Raw genomic sequence first — 14,553 nt, 5'->3', positions numbered from 1 at the left:
AAACAGATCGCAGAATGCTACAGCGCCGCGCGGCGCCTGATAAGTACGCAACAGTAAACGCCGCGGTCATTTACGTTACAGGACGTCTACGGCGGCCCCTCCTAAGCACCCGTCCGCGCATCGCGCGCAACAGTAAATTTACGTTCGCGCGGAGCGGCATTTACCGTTGCGTACTTATGCTCGGGAACGGCTTCTGCTTCCCTGCGGACCGACCAACACTTTCCAAGCCTTTTCAGCAAAAAGGACCTGACGAAGAACGCCGACGGCTCGACCGACATCGTCTTCTCGCCGACCAAGCCCGGCGACAACCCCAACTGGATCCAGACAATCCCCGGCAAGTCCTGGTTCACGATCTTCCGTCTCTATGGCCCGCTCGAGCCGTGGTTCGACAAGTCGTGGAAACTAGAAGACTTCGTCGAAGTGAAGTGAAGCCGCCATCTATTGAGAACTCGGAGATTGGAATGAAGAACCGCATCGTCATGGCAGCCGTTCTGGCTGCGCTGCTCGCGTCCACCGCCGCCGCGCAGGACGCCGTTACATACAAGTTCGAAAACGGATATCCGACCGCGGCAGCGACAAAGAGCGCGCAGGACGACGCCGACCTGCAGCGGGCGCTGGTGGCATACCGCTTCTGGTATCCGACGGTCTCGGTCGAAGGCATTTTCAACGGCAACCGCTCGGCCGGGATCAACGACAACGAAGCCTATGGCGGGGCGGCTGCGGGGCCGCGTCAGGTTGGCTTCACGCTGAACTCCGACACTCCCTACGGCTCCGCTACCCTTGATGTCTCCAAGGGGCCGATGGTCGTGGAGTTGCCGGCTGGCGCCTACATTGGCCTCGTCAACGACCATAATCAGGGGTGGGTTCTGGACATGGGCATTCCGGGACCGGACGCGGGGAAGGGCGGCAAGCACCTGATCGTCGGGCCTGATTACAAGGGCAAGATCCCGAAGGGATACCTCGTCGGCAAAACGCCGACCTACAAGAACCTGCTTGCAGTCCGCGCACTGCCCGTCGGCGGCGATCAAGATAAGGCCTTGAAAGCCCTTGAAGCGATCAAAATCTATCCGCTGGCGAACCCGAAGCAACGTCTCAAGTTCGTCGATACGACCAAGATGGACATGGATAGCACGTCTCTCAAGTGGGAGGACAACATCCAGTTCTGGCAGAAACTGAACGAGATCATCCAACAGGAACCGATCGTCAGCAAGTTCGAGCCGATGTACGGACTTCTTCAGGCGCTCGGTATCGAAAAGGGCAAGGACTTCAAACCTGACGACAGAATGACGGCCATTCTGGAGAAGGCGGCACGTCAAGGCCGCGACCAGTTGCTGGTCTCGGCATTCGACACGGCGCGGACCGACAAGCTCGCCTGGCCCGATCGCAAATGGGAGTGGGTTGGGCTCGTCCCGGGAAGCGCGCAGTTCGAGACGGCCTCCGGCATCGACCTCGAGGCCCGCGACCGTTGGTTCGCGCAGGCAATCGTGACGTCTCCGGCCATGTTCCGACGCACGGCCGGGGCAGGATCGCTCTACTGGCTTGGCTCCCGCGACGGGACTGGGGCTTGGCTCGATGGTGGCAAGACCTACAGGCTTTCCATCCCGCAGCCCGTTCCCGGCAAGCTCTTCTGGTCCGTGACTGCCTATGACGCGCAGACCCGCTCCGAAGTTCAGACCGATCAGGACAAGGCCGCCCTTCGTTCGCTCTTCGAATTGAAGGATGTCAGCAAGAGCGAACCGACCGAGCTCTATTTCGGCCCGACCGCACCTGCAGGGCAGGAAGGCCGCTGGATCAAGACCGTGCCCGGTCGCGGCTGGTTCGCCTATATCCGCATTTACGGGCCGGACAAGCCTGCCTTCGACGGCAGCTGGAAGCCCGCCGACTTTGAAGAGGTGAAATAAGCAACGGTGCCCGGGATCGCTTATCTAGCTCTCTTGACGGGACTTACGGGAGCGGCCCTCGCAGGGCCGGTCCCCGAGAAGTCCGTGAGCCCGGGCGCAGCTATCGACGGAGGGGTTCAGGACGAAATAATGAAGCCCCAACCTTATGCGAAGCAACTTTCCGCACCTTCCAACGCGATCGACTGGTGGCTGCGACTGCCCAGGCGGGATTTCGAAAAATCGCCTCCCGGCTGGTCGGCTCAGCCGAAGGGAGATCGACAGAGATAATCCTGGACTATCTCGCGCTCGCCATCAGCCGGGGTGCGATCCGTCCAGAAGTTCATGGCCGCCGGGGAGCTACAACCCTCGGGAACATTGCTGAAGGCATCCTTCGGCTCCGGGCGGGTGATTGTCACCATCGAGCCGCTGGATGATCCTTCCGGCTATGAACGCCCGGGAGTGGCGGCCGTCGAGCCTTACTAATGGCCATGCTATACCGCCCGGATCCCGATGAAGGCTTTCCGTTGGTCTGGCTCTCAGTGCGACCAAGGTAACGTGTGGTTGTGATGCGGATTCGATTCGCTCGAGGGCGCAGTGCGGACGCGACTCCTCTAAGAAAATAGGGAGTCAATTGTTTCTGAATTGTAACAAATCTGCACGGTTGAGCGCGCAACAGTTTCGCAATTGTAACGTCGGCTGGCGGTGTCTTGACCGTTATTTGCCGCTCAGCACACTGCAAGCGTTCAGGCGGCAGAAAGCCGTCGCGGCGGCGGCGATATGAGATCCTCTACGAAAACACCTAGATGACGCCGGTTAATGCCGGATTAACGAGGGGCAATCTCAGCCGACAGCCGAGAAAAGAATGCGGGGAGTGCGGATGAGCCGCTCTTCCTTTCCGATCCGAGACGAGTCCGGTCTCGCACCAGCTAGCCATGCTTAAGGTAGGCTGATGGAAGTTTCCGACAGTCATGTCGGGTCTTCATTCCGGCATGTTTGTGTCTCCCCCAGGGATCGTTTGATTGCGCATTTTTAGAAACACTTCAGACAGCGGCCGGCATGTCGGACGTTCTTGTGCACCTGCAGCGCTGATCTTCGCGCCGCAGAGTTGGCGAGAGCGATCTGTTCGCCACGGCCGTCGTTCCACTCAATTTCTCAACGGATATTAAGTATGACCTCGATCGTCTCGTCTCTCAGCGTCAACGCGATCAAGTCGCTCTCGAATGCGACAATCGCGGCTTGGACGTCTGAGGATATCGCCGCCCTTTCGACAACGCAGATCAAGGCTCTGTCGGCGAGCCAGGTTTCCGCGCTGGAGACGGAAGATCTGGCGGTGTTCTCGAACACGCAGTTGGGCGCGATCTCGGCAGCGTCGATCACCGGCCTGACAGTCGACCAGCTGGCCGTCCTCTCGAGCGCAAAACTCGAGAGCCTGTCGGCGAGCCAGATCAAGGGGCTGACGACCAACCAGTTGCAGGCGCTTGACCTCAGCCAAGTCGAAGCGTTGACGACCGCGCAGGTCGCGGCTCTTAGCGCAGCGCAGTTGGCCGCCTTGAGCCCCGAAGACATCGCCACCTTCCTGCCGGCCGAAGTCGCAGCGATCAGCACGGTTGCCCTTTCAGGGCTCTCATCCGCCAGCATCGCGGCTCTCAGCGCCGACCAGATCGCGGCCCTCAAGACAGCCCAGATCGCCGCACTGAAGACAACGCAGATCGCCGCCATCACGCCCGGTCAGGTGTCCGCACTCGGGACCGCCCAGATTGCAGCGCTGACGTCATCTCAGGTCAAGGCGCTTACCACGGACAGTCTTGGCGGCCTGGCGTCCACCCAGATCGCGGCTCTGAATGCCAAGTCGATCGCCGGATTGACGACGTCCCAAATCGCCAGCCTCTCGACCAGCCAGGTCGAGGCGCTGACAACGCAGTTGATCGCGGCGATGAGCGCATCCCAGATCGCGGCGATGACTGCTGATGACATCGCGACATTCCTCCCGGAGGAAGTGGGTGCGATCGGTAGCGCTGCCCTGGCAGGGTTGAGCGCCTCAAGCATAGCCGCTCTCAGCAGCGAGCAGATCGCCGCCTTGAAGACCGCCCAGATCGCGGCGCTGAAGACGAACCAGATCGCGGCTCTGACCTCTACTCAGGTGGCGGCGTTGACAACGGCGCAAATCGCGGCGCTCAGCGCGTCGCAGGTCAAGGCTCTGTCCAGCGACGGTCTCGCTGCGCTGACGCCGGCGCAAATAGGCGCGGTCAGCACCAAGGGAGTGACGGGTCTTACGACGGGTCAGATCGCGAGCCTGTCGACCGATCAGATCGAAGCCCTGACCGTTAGCCAGGTTGCGACGCTGACCGCTGTGCAGATCGGCGCCATCACATCGGAGGGGCTGGCCACATTTTCGACCGGCGAGCTTGCGGCCATCAGCACCCTCGGCATTGCAGGCCTCTCTCCGGCAACGGTCGCGGCCCTCAGCGGCGATCAGATTGCCGCGCTGAAGACCGCCCAGATCGCGGCGCTGAAGACGACGCAGATCGCGGCGCTCACGAACGATCAGGTCAGCGGAATGACCACTGCGCAGATTTCAGCGCTGAGTGCTTCGCAGATCAAGGTGCTGACCGGTGATGCCCTCTCCGGCTTTTCCGAAGCCCAGATCGCGGCCATCAGCACCAAAGGCGTCACCGGTCTGACGTCGGCCCAAATTGCCGGCCTTTCGGTCAGTCAGATCGAAGCCATGACGACACAGATGATCGCGGTGCTCAACACGACACAGATCGCGGCGATTTCTGCTGCTGATATCGCGACGTTCCTGCCCGATGAAATCGCGGCGATCAGCACGGCGGCTCTTTCGGGCCTGACCTCTGACGCGTTTGCAGCGCTTAGCCCGAGCCAGGTTGCGGCAATGAAGACCGCCCAGATCGCGGCACTGAAGACGACGTTCATCAACGGTCTGTCGAACGAGCAGGTCGAAGCGCTGTCGACGGCGCAGATTGCGGCGCTGAATTCGTCGCAGGTGCGTGCCCTGTCTGATGCCGGTCTCGCGGCCATGGAACCATCGCAGATCGCGGCACTCAGCATAAAGGCCGTCTCCGGCCTGGGATCGGCACAGATCGCCGCGCTTTCCGTCGATCAGGCGGAGGCGTTGACGGCGGCACAGGTGGCTGCCTTGACCGCGGGGCAGATGGCCGGGTTCACGACAGCGGACCTTGCGACGTTCCTGCCGAGTGAACTGGCCGCGATCAGCGTTGCCGCTCTGAGCGGGCTGGCGCCAAGCACCATCGCAGCTTTCGACGCCGACCAGATCGGCGCGTTGAAGACGAACCAGATCGCTGCCTTGAAGAGCGACCAGATCGCGGCCCTGACGCCGGGACAGGTCGACGCTCTGAGCACCGCACAGGTCGCGGCGCTGACCGCGACGCAGGTAAAGGTGCTGGCGAGTGACAGCCTCGCCGCGCTTTCGGCCTCCCAGATCGCTGCGTTAAGCGCCAGCGCTGTCGCGGGGCTGAGCAGTTTGCAGATCGGAGCGCTCTCCACGGCCCAGGTCGAGGCTCTGACGAGCCTCATGGTCAGCAGCCTTAGCGGCACGCAGATCGCAGCGATCACCCCGGCCGATATTGCAACGTTCTTGCCGGAGGAAGTAGGCTCCATCAGCACGAAGGCGATTGCCGGGCTGACGACCGCTACCATCGCCGCACTTTCTGCCGACCAGCTCGAGGCACTGAAGACGAGCCAGATTGCGCTGCTGACTTCCGACCAGATTGCTGCCCTGAGCCCGCTCCAGCTGGCCGCATTGACAACCGCTCAGATCGCCGCGCTCTCCAGCTCGCAACTGAAATCGCTTTCCAGCGACACGATCGCAGCTCTTACTCCCTCGCAGGTGGCGGCGCTGAACACGAAGGCGCTTGCGGGCCTGTCTTCCCTGCAGATTGACGCGCTGTCGACCGACCAGGTCGAGGCTTTGACTTCGGCGCAGATTGCGGCACTCTCCTCCGCTCAGCTCGGTGCGTTGAGCAGCGCGGATATCGCCACTTTCCAGCTGGATGAAATCGCAGCGATTAGCGCTGCGGGTATTGCAGGTCTTGGGACGGACGTTCTCTCCGGATTCGACGCCGACCAGTTGGCGGCGCTCAAGACCGCGCAGATTGCTGCTCTGTCGTCCTCACAGATCGCGGCCCTGACGCCGAGCCAGATCGGTGGCCTGACTGTGGAGCAGGGGGCAGCGCTGACATCCGCGCAGGTCGGCGCCCTGACGGCTGAACAACTCGGCGCGTTGTCGACCGCGGATTTGGCCGCCTTGACGACAAAGGCTCTTTCGGGCCTGACCTCGTCGCAGATCGCATCGCTGTCTGCCGACCAGATCGCGGCGTTGTCTTCGGCGCAAATCGCTGCACTCAGCTCCGCCCAGGTCGGTGCTCTCAGCCCAGCGCAGCTGTCGGCGCTGACCGACGAGAAGATCGCCGCACTTTCTTCGTCCGCGATCACCGGACTTGGCTCGACGGCGATCGGCGCTTTGTCGGCCGCGCAGATCGCCGCGCTGAAGACAAGCCAGATCGCGGCGCTCTCCTCGTCACAGGTCGCAGCCCTGTCGACCGGACAGTTCGGGCTTTTGACCTCGGAACAGATCGGCGCCTTAAGCGCCGGCGCGGTCGGAGGCATCTCCGCTGGCGATCTCGCGGTTTTGAGCGAGGCACAGGTCGCGGCGATGAACTCGAAGGCGATCGCGGCGCTCACGGCCAATCAGGTCTCTTCACTGTCGGTTTCGCAAGTCGACGCGCTTACCGCCGCGCAGATCGGTGCCTTGAGCGCTGCGCAAATTGCGGCCCTCTCTCCGGCAAGCATCGACAGCCTTCCTGTCGAAGAGATCAGCGCAATCAGCCCTTCGGCGATTGCCGGGATCAGTTCCAGCGCCTTGGCGGGGCTGACCGTTGAACGCCTGAATGCGCTGACCACCGCTCAGATCGCCGGCCTGACATCAAGCCAGGCAGCGGCGCTAACCAGCAGTCAGGTGGCAGCGTTGACCACGGCGCAGGTTGCAGCTCTGACGTCATCGACCGTCTCTGGTCTCTCTGCTGGAAGTATCGCGGCGCTAACCACGGATCAGGTTGCGTCGCTGAGCGCGAACGCCATCGCCGGTCTTACGACTTCGCAGCTTGCCGCGATGTCCACGTCACAGGTCGAGGCGCTCGGCAAGTCGCAGATCGCCAACCTCAGTTCGTCGCAGATTGGAGCGCTTAACGCCGCCGATCTCGCGACATTTACCACCGATGAGATTGCGGCAATCAGCACGGCAGGCATCGCCGGTCTTTCGACGGGCAATGTCGCTGGCTTGAGCACGAGCCAGATCGCGGCCCTTGGCGCGAGCCAGGTCGGGGCCTTGAGCTACCTGCAAGTTCGGGCGCTGACGAGCGATCAGCTTTCGGCAATGACGACGACGCAATTGAGCGTCCTGACCGCCCTGCAGATCGCGGCGCTCAGAACGAGCGACATTGCGAACCTGTCCACCAGCCAGATCGCGGCGTTGAAGAGCAAGGCGATCGAGGGGCTGTCGACCGCGCAGATCGGCGCGCTGCAGACCAGCCAGGTTGCCGCGTTGAGCACGTCTCAGGTGACCGCCTTGACGACGTCTCAATTGGCCTCGATGTCGGCCGCGCAGGTCGAAGCGCTGACCTCAGCCCAGATCGCCGCAATGAGTTCGGCTCAGATCGCGGCCCTGAGTGCTGAAGGTGTTGCCAAGTTCTCGCTTGAAGACATTGCGTCGATCAACACGTCCGCCATCACCGGCCTTTCGACAAAGGACATTTCGCTGCTGTCGACGGCGCAGCTCTCGGTCATCTCCGGGGCACAGGTCGATGCCATGCAGGCCGATCAAGTTGCGGCCATCGTGCACGCCTACCAGGCGTTCTGAATGGTTTGATCAACTCGAGAACGGGCGATCATCGTGGTCGCCCGTTTTGCTTTGGACTGCACTATAAGCGGCGGGTCAATTTTCGGGAGCCGGGCCGGTGACCGTTTCCAGGCTTTGAAGGCAATCGTCGTTGCCGGCAAAGCGCACCACCTCATATATGGCCAGCCCCAGTTCTTCGTCGCCCGAAATCACCAGGGTTGCGGACTGCATGTTTGCGAAGCGTGCCCCAAGGTCGTTCCACTGGGAGAAGACCTGGCGGTCCTGCGCGATTACGGACGAGCGAAAGTCTCCGTCCTTGGCCGCAGCAGGGGTGTGGGAATGATCGACTTCCTCATCCGGCGGCCCGAATTTCTCGGTCATCTCGGCCTTGGCGCGCGCAAACAGGCTCCTTGCGCTGCTGCCGCGGGCATCGTCCTTGCCGTACGGCGAGACCCCGACCACATTGCAGATGCCTGCTTGTTGCACATAGGCGACGATATACTCATCGAACAGGCTGCTACCGGATGGCAGGGATGTGCAGACATACTGTCCCGTCGTGTCCATCACGGATCCGCCTACCGCACGACAGCCGAGACTGGACGGGCGCTCCTGCTGCATCACCCCGAAAGGAAGATAATCAGGCAGGCTGCGAACAGCCGGGGTCGGCGAAAACGCTAGCGAAAGCGAAACGATTGCTTCCAGTGCTGGCATGTTGTCGTCCTATTTTCCTACAAGAGCGATTCCGGGCCGCGATGCAGCCCGGGTTCAGTAAGCGCGCCTTCGACTATCCTCAAGGGCGTCAGCGAGCCTGGGATGTGCATAACTACGCATTCTTCGAGAGGGCGCGTCCGTCGCGCAACAGAGCCCCATTCGGCCACAAGAATGGCCCGCCCCGTTGCCGCCGGCTGGGTCGGCGTAGCTTGTCGTTCCGCTCCGGTAATTAGCTAACTGCACGTCAGGTTTCCTCCTCGTTCGGCGGACTTGCGTCCGGCTTTACCGCGTCCGCTATCTCGAAAAACGCGCAGCCAAGCAGAAAGATCACGAGACACGGCATCCAATCGGTCGCACCCGTAAGAGCCAGAGCTGCCGTCATTGCTGCGGAAAGGCAGAAGAGGCAGACGGCGAGGAGTGCAAAGGCGGTCGAGGGTAGTCCCCGTCGGCGAACGTTGTGAACGAGGGGCCGGATTGCGCCGGGCCACCTGCTCCGACCTCCGCGTTTCGGCACGGGCCTCACGTTATTCTTCCAGAATTTCGACAGCGCTGGCGAAGGCCCTTATGCCCTGCGCCTGCTTGCCCTTCGAGCAAAGATCGATGCCCAGTAACCGCAGTTTCTCGATCTCCTGGCCGCCGCGTTCCGGGTTTTGGCGTTCGGCACGTTCAAACCGCAACCGCATGTCCAGGCAGCGCTTGTCGCGCGCCGACAGTTCCTCCTCGGCCCACGCCGCACTGGGCGCCAGCGCAAAGCTTAGAAAAAGAAGGGATGGCCTCAAGAACATTGCGTAACCCTGGTCCGGACAGACGTCCGCTACTCAGGTTGTTCTCTCACAATTCGCCGCCCGCCGCTTTTCAGGGACGTGATGAAAAGGTTTCCCTCGTGTAACATCGTCTTGTCGTGTGGGCTGCCAGGTGGCAAGGACAGGCCAACTCGCCTATTTTGCTGAGGCCGTTGGGAAGCTTATCTTGAACTCCACCTTGCACATCCTCATCGTCGATGACGACACACAGATCCGATCCCTGCTCAAGGATTTCTTTCAACGCCGCGGTTTCAGGGTGTCGCTTGCGAACGACGGGCAGGACATGGAGACGGTCCTATCAGAGGGAAAGACTGATCTCGTCGTTCTCGACATCATGCTGCCGGGCAAGAGCGGGCTCGAACTCTGCCAGGAGCTGAGGCAGCGGTCGAAGATTCCGATCATCATGCTGACCGCGGTCAGCGACACCGGCGATCGGATCGTCGGGCTCGAAATGGGCGCCGACGACTATGTGTCGAAACCGTTCGATCCGCGCGAACTGTTGGCTAGGGTGCGTGCCGTCCTACGCCGGCACAATGACCGGGATGCACCCGCTTCAAGCGAGACAATATCCGTCTACAGGTTTGGTGGCTGGACGCTTGACGTGGACAGGCGCAGGCTTCTCGACAGTGACGGTGTTCGCGTCGAACTGACGAGGTCGGAATTCAACCTGCTGGCTGCCTTGGTGGAGGCCTCGGGGCGTGTGCTCAGCCGCGAGCAGTTGATCGAGCGTTGCGGAGGCGACACCAGCCAGAGCTTCGACCGCAGCATCGATATTCTGATCAGCCGACTGAGACGCAAGCTGGACGATGACCCGAAGTCACCGTCGATGATCGAGACCGTGCGTGGCGGTGGCTACCAGTTCGTTGCCGAGACGATGCAAGGCGCCGGCTGACGGGGGGGTCCTAGCCGCAGATCACTAGATGTAAAGGAACGCGAGCCACGCCAGAGTGCCGGCCACCGCCAGGATCGCGACGCCAACGCGCCAGTCCACCAGGTCTTCGCGATATGCGTGCCGGTCTGCATCCGCACGATCGGAAAGCTCTGTGATCAATGCCATGACTTCTTCCTCGTCGTTTGGAGAGAGGATGAATTCTCGAACTCTTCCATCCGCATCGATCCGAAGTTGCTTCAAAGCATCGCCATCTGCCGGCAAATTGTCGTTCTCGCCGTGCCTGGACGCGGACGCATTTTCAGCGGGCTGCTTCCTGAGATTGTTGTCCACCACGGACCCTTTTCCTTGCTATGACGGTGTTTGGCGCCTTATTGCACGGCAGAAGGGGATTTGTTTGTCGGGCGGATGAAAATGATGTTTCTGGATTGTAAAGAATGTGAACTGGAGCGCCCGGGCCACGAGATCGGAGGCTCCCGTGGGTGAGCGAACCGCCGGGCGTGCGCGGTTCGACCCCTCGCGCTTTTACGGCGTATCTTGTCGCCGGCTGCTCCCACGCACCCTGCCGGGCTGGGTGCTGATCGTGCTTATCCTGGCGCTACTCGCCAGCCAGACCAGCCTCTTCCTGATCGTGTCGAAGGATCGATCGGCTTCGAACGAGATCGTCGATCTCTACAGACTCAACGAACGGGCCTTCTGGCTTGCCAAGCTTATGGCGCCGCTTTCGGCGCCTGAGCGGGCACGGATCGGCACGGAGCTCGCGGACTCGACGATCGTCGTCAATCTCTCGTCGCTTCCGGCCGTCGGTGCTCCCATCGCGTCGAACGACACCCTTGCCGAGCTGGAAGACATCATTTTCGCGCGACTATCGAAGCTGGGCGTTGAAGACGTCCGGGTCCGCCTGGAGGACCCCGGCAAGCAGGACGGACAAGGGCAGACGGCGGCCGAGCCGACGGCCGATAGCGGCGAAGTCGAGGAAGACCTCTCGGAAATCGCTAGCGATTTCCGAGAGGTCTTCGGAAATCGCTAGCGATTTTCTGAAGAGCCAGCGCTATACCGTTTCCCTGCAGCTCAAGGATGGCCAATGGCTGAACTTCGTGACACCGGTCACCCCGATCGCGCCGCTGCTGGCGCCCGACAGCCTGCCTAAATACCTGCTGGTCAGCGCACTTGTGCTGATGCTCGCCTTTTGGAGCGTTTCGAGGATTGCCGCGCCTTATCAGCTGTTGGAGGGCGCGCTTGGCCGTCTTGGAGAGGATATCAACAGCCCGCCGATTGCCGAGGCAGGCGGGCGGGATATCAGGCGCGCGGCGCAAACCGTGAACAGGGCTCAGGCAAGCCTTCAGGCGAGCTTCGAAGAGCGCGAGCTGCTGGCTGTCGCGCTGGCGCATGATCTGCGAACGCCGGTAACGCGGATGCGGCTGCGCCTCGCTCTTCTGAGGAATTCCAAGCTAAAATCTGCGTTGGAACAGGATATCGCGGACGTCGAGGAGACGGTGGAGTCGGTGGTCGATCTCGCCAAGCTCGGGACGACCGCGGAACCGGCCGAACTCATCGATCTCTGGAGCATGACAGACGCCATTGCCGATGAATACGAACAGGCCAGCTTGGATGGCCGACCGGCCAAAGGCACGAGGCTTGTGTGTTCGGCACCACCGGTGGTGCTGCGGCGGGCGGTGCGGAATCTGGTCGAGAACGCCATCAAATATGGGGCGGAGGCACGGATTTCCGTTTCCGCATCGGACGCATTCGTCTTCGTCAAGGTGCGCGACCGGGGGCCTGGCATTCCGGATCAGGAGCTGGAGCGCGTCTTCAGTCCCTTCGTGCGTCTCGAGCATTCCCGTAATCGCGACACCGGTGGATCGGGGCTTGGCCTGACGATCGCAAGAAACTTGGTCCGCAAGATCGGCGGCGACATCACACTCAAGAGTTTGGAAGGCGAGGGGCTCGAGGCGGTCCTATCGCTTCCGCGTCATTCGCTTTCGAAGCAAACCTAGAGACGGTGATCAGTCGGCCCGGGCGGTGAAATCTCGGCGCCAAAGTCGCAATCGATAGCGAAGCCAATCGATGGCCCGCCGTGAGTTTTTAGGTCACGGCGGACCAATGGAGAATCGGCATCACGGTTGTTGACGTCGCGAAGAACGCCGATCCAGCGCGTCCGAGACTAACGTTGCCATAACTCGTCGGTGCTACGTCTAAAGGACAGGATGCGTTTCTGTTCGTCTAATGTTCGTCACTTGTCCGCAACATCCCCAGAAAAGGGCAAGCTGCTGTGGATAAGGCGCGGTGGCTATTCCTCTGATCACAGCGCGCGTAGCAAGCGAACGCCTGTCGTCCAACGGTGAGCACCCTGAGATCTCCACGTCCGGCCGCTATCGGGTGGATATCACTGTGCCCCTTGAATTGAAGCGCTGCCGGTAATCGCTGGGCGTCAGGCCGACAATCCGAAGGAAAATCTTGCGGAAGGCGCCGGCGTCGCCGTAGCCGACATCCCAGGCGATCGTCTCGATCGGGGTGACGCTGGTCCGCAGCAGTTCGCAGGCTTTGCTGATCCGCATTCGCTGGCAATACTCGGTCGTCGTCATACCGGTGGCCCTTCGAAAGCGGCGCAACAAGGTTCGCTCTTCCAGGCCCGATTGTGCCACGAGGTTTGCCAGGCTCATATCCTTGGCTGCTGTCGCGTGGAGCCAGTGTTGAACCTTGAGAACGGCGAGATCTCCATGCGTGAGCCGCGGCGAAAAGCTGCTGTAAAATCGCTGCTCGCGTCCAGGCGGGTCGATGACGAGAAGCCGCGCGGTTTCAGCCATGATCGTTGGGCCAAGAAAACGCTCGACAAGCTTCAGGCCAAGATCCATCCAGGCCATGACGCCGCCGGCGGTGATGAGGTCGCCATCATCGATAACAAGCTTGTCGACGTCCAGGTGGGCTGCCGGGAAGCGGGCCGCGAACAGGTCCGCGTGCGCCCAGTGCGTCGTCGCGGGTCTTCCCGAGAGAAGTCCGGTTTCGCCGAGAAGAAATGCGCCGGCGCAGATTGAACAGAGAATCGTGCCCTGACGGTGCTGATCGATCAGCCACGGAGAATATGCGCTGGCTGTTTCAGTTGACGGCGCCTCGCCAAGGGCAGGGGGCAATATCAGGACGTCCGGTATCGCCCTCAACCGTTTTTCCGTTTCAAAGACCCTGACGGGCTCCGAGTCTGGCTCCTGTAACTTCCAGTGGCTGACCGTGATCGCAGGCTCCGTATTTTGTTCTGGGTTTCGCGACGCAAGGCGGGTGGCGACGCCGAAGAGGTCGGTCAATCCGTAGACACTGGCAAGTTGGGCGCCTGGATAGATAACAAGGGCGATCTCTATAGTGGGCGCAGTCATTTGTCGGTATCAGCCTTCATTCTGTCGATATCGCCAATTGTGAAAATGCGGACGCGGTGTGACCTTGTCCAGACAACGCCCCGTAAAAACTAAGGAAATCTTCCGTGACCAACCGTGCAATTCTCGTCATCGACCTTCAGAACGATTATTTTCCGGATGGCAAGCTACCGCTTGTCGGCATCGAGGATGCCGCCGCGAACGCGGCACGCGTCATTGCCGCTGCCCGTACCCGTGCAGACGCGGTTATCCATGTCAGACATGAGGCGATCCCTGCCGATGCGCCCTTCTTTGTCGCGGGATCCGAAGGCGCTGAAATTCATCGATCCGTCTTGCCGATCCGGGATGAGCCGGTCGTCGTGAAGAATTACCCCAACGCCTTTCGGGAGACGAATCTGCGCGAGTTGCTCAGCCAACAACGCACGAAGGAGCTCGTGATCGTCGGTGCCATGAGCCATATGTGTATCGACGCGGCAACGCGGGCAGCTGCGGATCTCGGTTTCAAGGTGACTGTCGTGCATGATGCATGCGCAACGCGTGATCTCGAATTCGCGGACCGGAAAGTATCGGCTGTCGATGTTCATGGCGCCTTTATGGCGGCTCTAGCTGCTTATGCATCGCTGACAACGACAGAAAATTGGCTAGGGTGAGCAGGAAAGAGGACACGGTCTGCTCGGGCCGTGTCCACTATGGCTGGAGGTTCGCATGCACCCCGAGCTAACGGAACCGAGGCTGCCGGGGCGCGCTGTTTGCCTGGATCTCATGCAGCGGTGCATCGTTGCCGAGCAATTTCCGTAGTTTTCGCTCTTCAGATGACGAAATGCCGAACTTTTTGCAGTGGTCCGTAATGTTGTGGTCCTTCGCACCAGGGATACGGACCTGTCTGTTGTCGCGTTGGTGAGTCATTTGTGTTTCTCCACGAATGTTAACCGCCATGGAAGAAAACGCCGCGCACTACACGATGTTTCAGAAATATCTAAAATAGAAGAGTGATGCGGCCGTATCACTCGGCGACCAGTCAAGAAATCTG

12 protein-coding genes are annotated in these 14,553 nt (G+C 61.0%); 7 read left to right on the top strand and 5 right to left on the bottom strand.

What is annotated here, in order from left to right:
* Positions 1-201 precede the first annotated feature (201 nt).
* The 3 genes from ASE04_RS30105 to ASE04_RS15000 all read left to right on the top strand — a co-directional run bounded on the left by ASE04_RS30105 (position 202) and on the right by ASE04_RS15000 (position 7,776).
* Complete coding sequence (locus tag ASE04_RS30105) at positions 202-429, top strand: DUF1214 domain-containing protein (protein WP_082597374.1); 228 nt, start codon at positions 202-204, stop codon at positions 427-429.
* Between the two features lie 32 nt (positions 430-461).
* Positions 462-1,901, top strand: a complete 1,440-nt coding sequence (locus ASE04_RS15005; protein ID WP_056818550.1) for a DUF1254 domain-containing protein — start codon at positions 462-464, stop codon at positions 1,899-1,901.
* 1,147 nt (positions 1,902-3,048) lie between these two features.
* Positions 3,049-7,776, top strand: coding sequence for a beta strand repeat-containing protein (locus ASE04_RS15000; protein ID WP_056818548.1), 4,728 nt, complete (start codon positions 3,049-3,051; stop codon positions 7,774-7,776).
* Positions 7,777-7,851: 75 nt separating this feature from the next.
* Here the strand turns inward: ASE04_RS15000 and ASE04_RS14995 are convergent, their stop codons facing one another.
* Both ASE04_RS14995 and ASE04_RS14985 read right to left on the bottom strand, forming a co-directional pair.
* A complete protein-coding gene (locus ASE04_RS14995) occupies positions 7,852-8,466 on the bottom strand; it encodes a hypothetical protein (RefSeq protein ID WP_056818546.1) in 615 nt (204 codons plus the stop codon).
* Between the two features lie 524 nt (positions 8,467-8,990).
* Positions 8,991-9,251 (bottom strand): hypothetical protein, encoded by a 261-nt coding sequence (locus ASE04_RS14985; RefSeq protein ID WP_056818542.1) that lies wholly within the window; start codon positions 9,249-9,251, stop codon positions 8,991-8,993.
* 184 nt (positions 9,252-9,435) lie between these two features.
* Between ASE04_RS14985 and ASE04_RS14980 the strand changes: the two genes are divergently transcribed.
* A complete protein-coding gene (locus ASE04_RS14980; RefSeq protein WP_056819105.1) occupies positions 9,436-10,161 on the top strand; it encodes a response regulator in 726 nt (241 codons plus the stop codon).
* 24 nt (positions 10,162-10,185) lie between these two features.
* Here ASE04_RS14980 and ASE04_RS30730 read toward each other — a convergent pair whose 3' ends face one another.
* Positions 10,186-10,326 carry a hypothetical protein gene (locus tag ASE04_RS30730; RefSeq protein WP_156408801.1) on the bottom strand — a complete coding sequence of 47 codons (141 nt, stop codon included), beginning with the start codon at positions 10,324-10,326 and terminating at the stop codon, positions 10,186-10,188.
* Positions 10,327-10,636: 310 nt separating this feature from the next.
* Between ASE04_RS30730 and ASE04_RS31605 the strand changes: the two genes are divergently transcribed.
* Positions 10,637-11,188, top strand: coding sequence for a hypothetical protein (locus ASE04_RS31605; protein WP_056818538.1), 552 nt, complete (start codon positions 10,637-10,639; stop codon positions 11,186-11,188).
* Between the two features lie 67 nt (positions 11,189-11,255).
* On the top strand, positions 11,256-12,155 hold the full coding sequence (locus ASE04_RS31600) for a sensor histidine kinase (RefSeq protein WP_056818536.1): 900 nt from the start codon (positions 11,256-11,258) through the stop codon (positions 12,153-12,155).
* 375 nt (positions 12,156-12,530) lie between these two features.
* Here ASE04_RS31600 and ASE04_RS14960 read toward each other — a convergent pair whose 3' ends face one another.
* Positions 12,531-13,526: a GlxA family transcriptional regulator gene (locus tag ASE04_RS14960; protein WP_056818534.1), complete on the bottom strand. Its 996-nt coding sequence runs from the start codon at positions 13,524-13,526 to the stop codon at positions 12,531-12,533.
* Between the two features lie 104 nt (positions 13,527-13,630).
* Between ASE04_RS14960 and ASE04_RS14955 the strand changes: the two genes are divergently transcribed.
* Positions 13,631-14,173, top strand: coding sequence for a cysteine hydrolase family protein (locus tag ASE04_RS14955; protein WP_056818532.1), 543 nt, complete (start codon positions 13,631-13,633; stop codon positions 14,171-14,173).
* A 67-nt stretch (positions 14,174-14,240) separates the two neighbouring features.
* On the opposite strand, the gene ASE04_RS31595 is transcribed toward ASE04_RS14955, so the two are convergent.
* Positions 14,241-14,429, bottom strand: a complete 189-nt coding sequence (locus ASE04_RS31595) for a hypothetical protein (RefSeq protein ID WP_056818530.1) — start codon at positions 14,427-14,429, stop codon at positions 14,241-14,243.
* Positions 14,430-14,553: the final 124 nt, after the last annotated feature.

The sequence above is a fragment of the Rhizobium sp. Root708 genome (assembly GCF_001429725.1).
GTDB lineage: Bacteria > Pseudomonadota > Alphaproteobacteria > Rhizobiales > Rhizobiaceae > Rhizobium.
Note: the sequence above shows the minus strand (reverse complement) of the source record. Positions and strands in the feature narration are given on the sequence as shown.

Bases quoted from the DNA above. Each gene is read 5' to 3' on its own strand.
- ASE04_RS15005 (WP_056818550.1), top strand. From the start codon at position 462: ATGAAGAACCGCATCGTCATGGCAGCCGTTCTGGCTGCGCTGCTCGCG.
- ASE04_RS15000 (WP_056818548.1), top strand. From the start codon at position 3,049: ATGACCTCGATCGTCTCGTCTCTCAGCGTCAACGCGATCAAGTCGCTC.
- ASE04_RS14995 (WP_056818546.1), bottom strand. From the start codon at position 8,466: ATGCCAGCACTGGAAGCAATCGTTTCGCTTTCGCTAGCGTTTTCGCCG.
- ASE04_RS14985 (WP_056818542.1), bottom strand. From the start codon at position 9,251: ATGTTCTTGAGGCCATCCCTTCTTTTTCTAAGCTTTGCGCTGGCGCCC.
- ASE04_RS30730 (WP_156408801.1), bottom strand. From the start codon at position 10,326: ATGGCATTGATCACAGAGCTTTCCGATCGTGCGGATGCAGACCGGCAC.
- ASE04_RS14960 (WP_056818534.1), bottom strand. From the start codon at position 13,526: ATGACTGCGCCCACTATAGAGATCGCCCTTGTTATCTATCCAGGCGCC.
- ASE04_RS31595 (WP_056818530.1), bottom strand. From the start codon at position 14,429: ATGACTCACCAACGCGACAACAGACAGGTCCGTATCCCTGGTGCGAAG.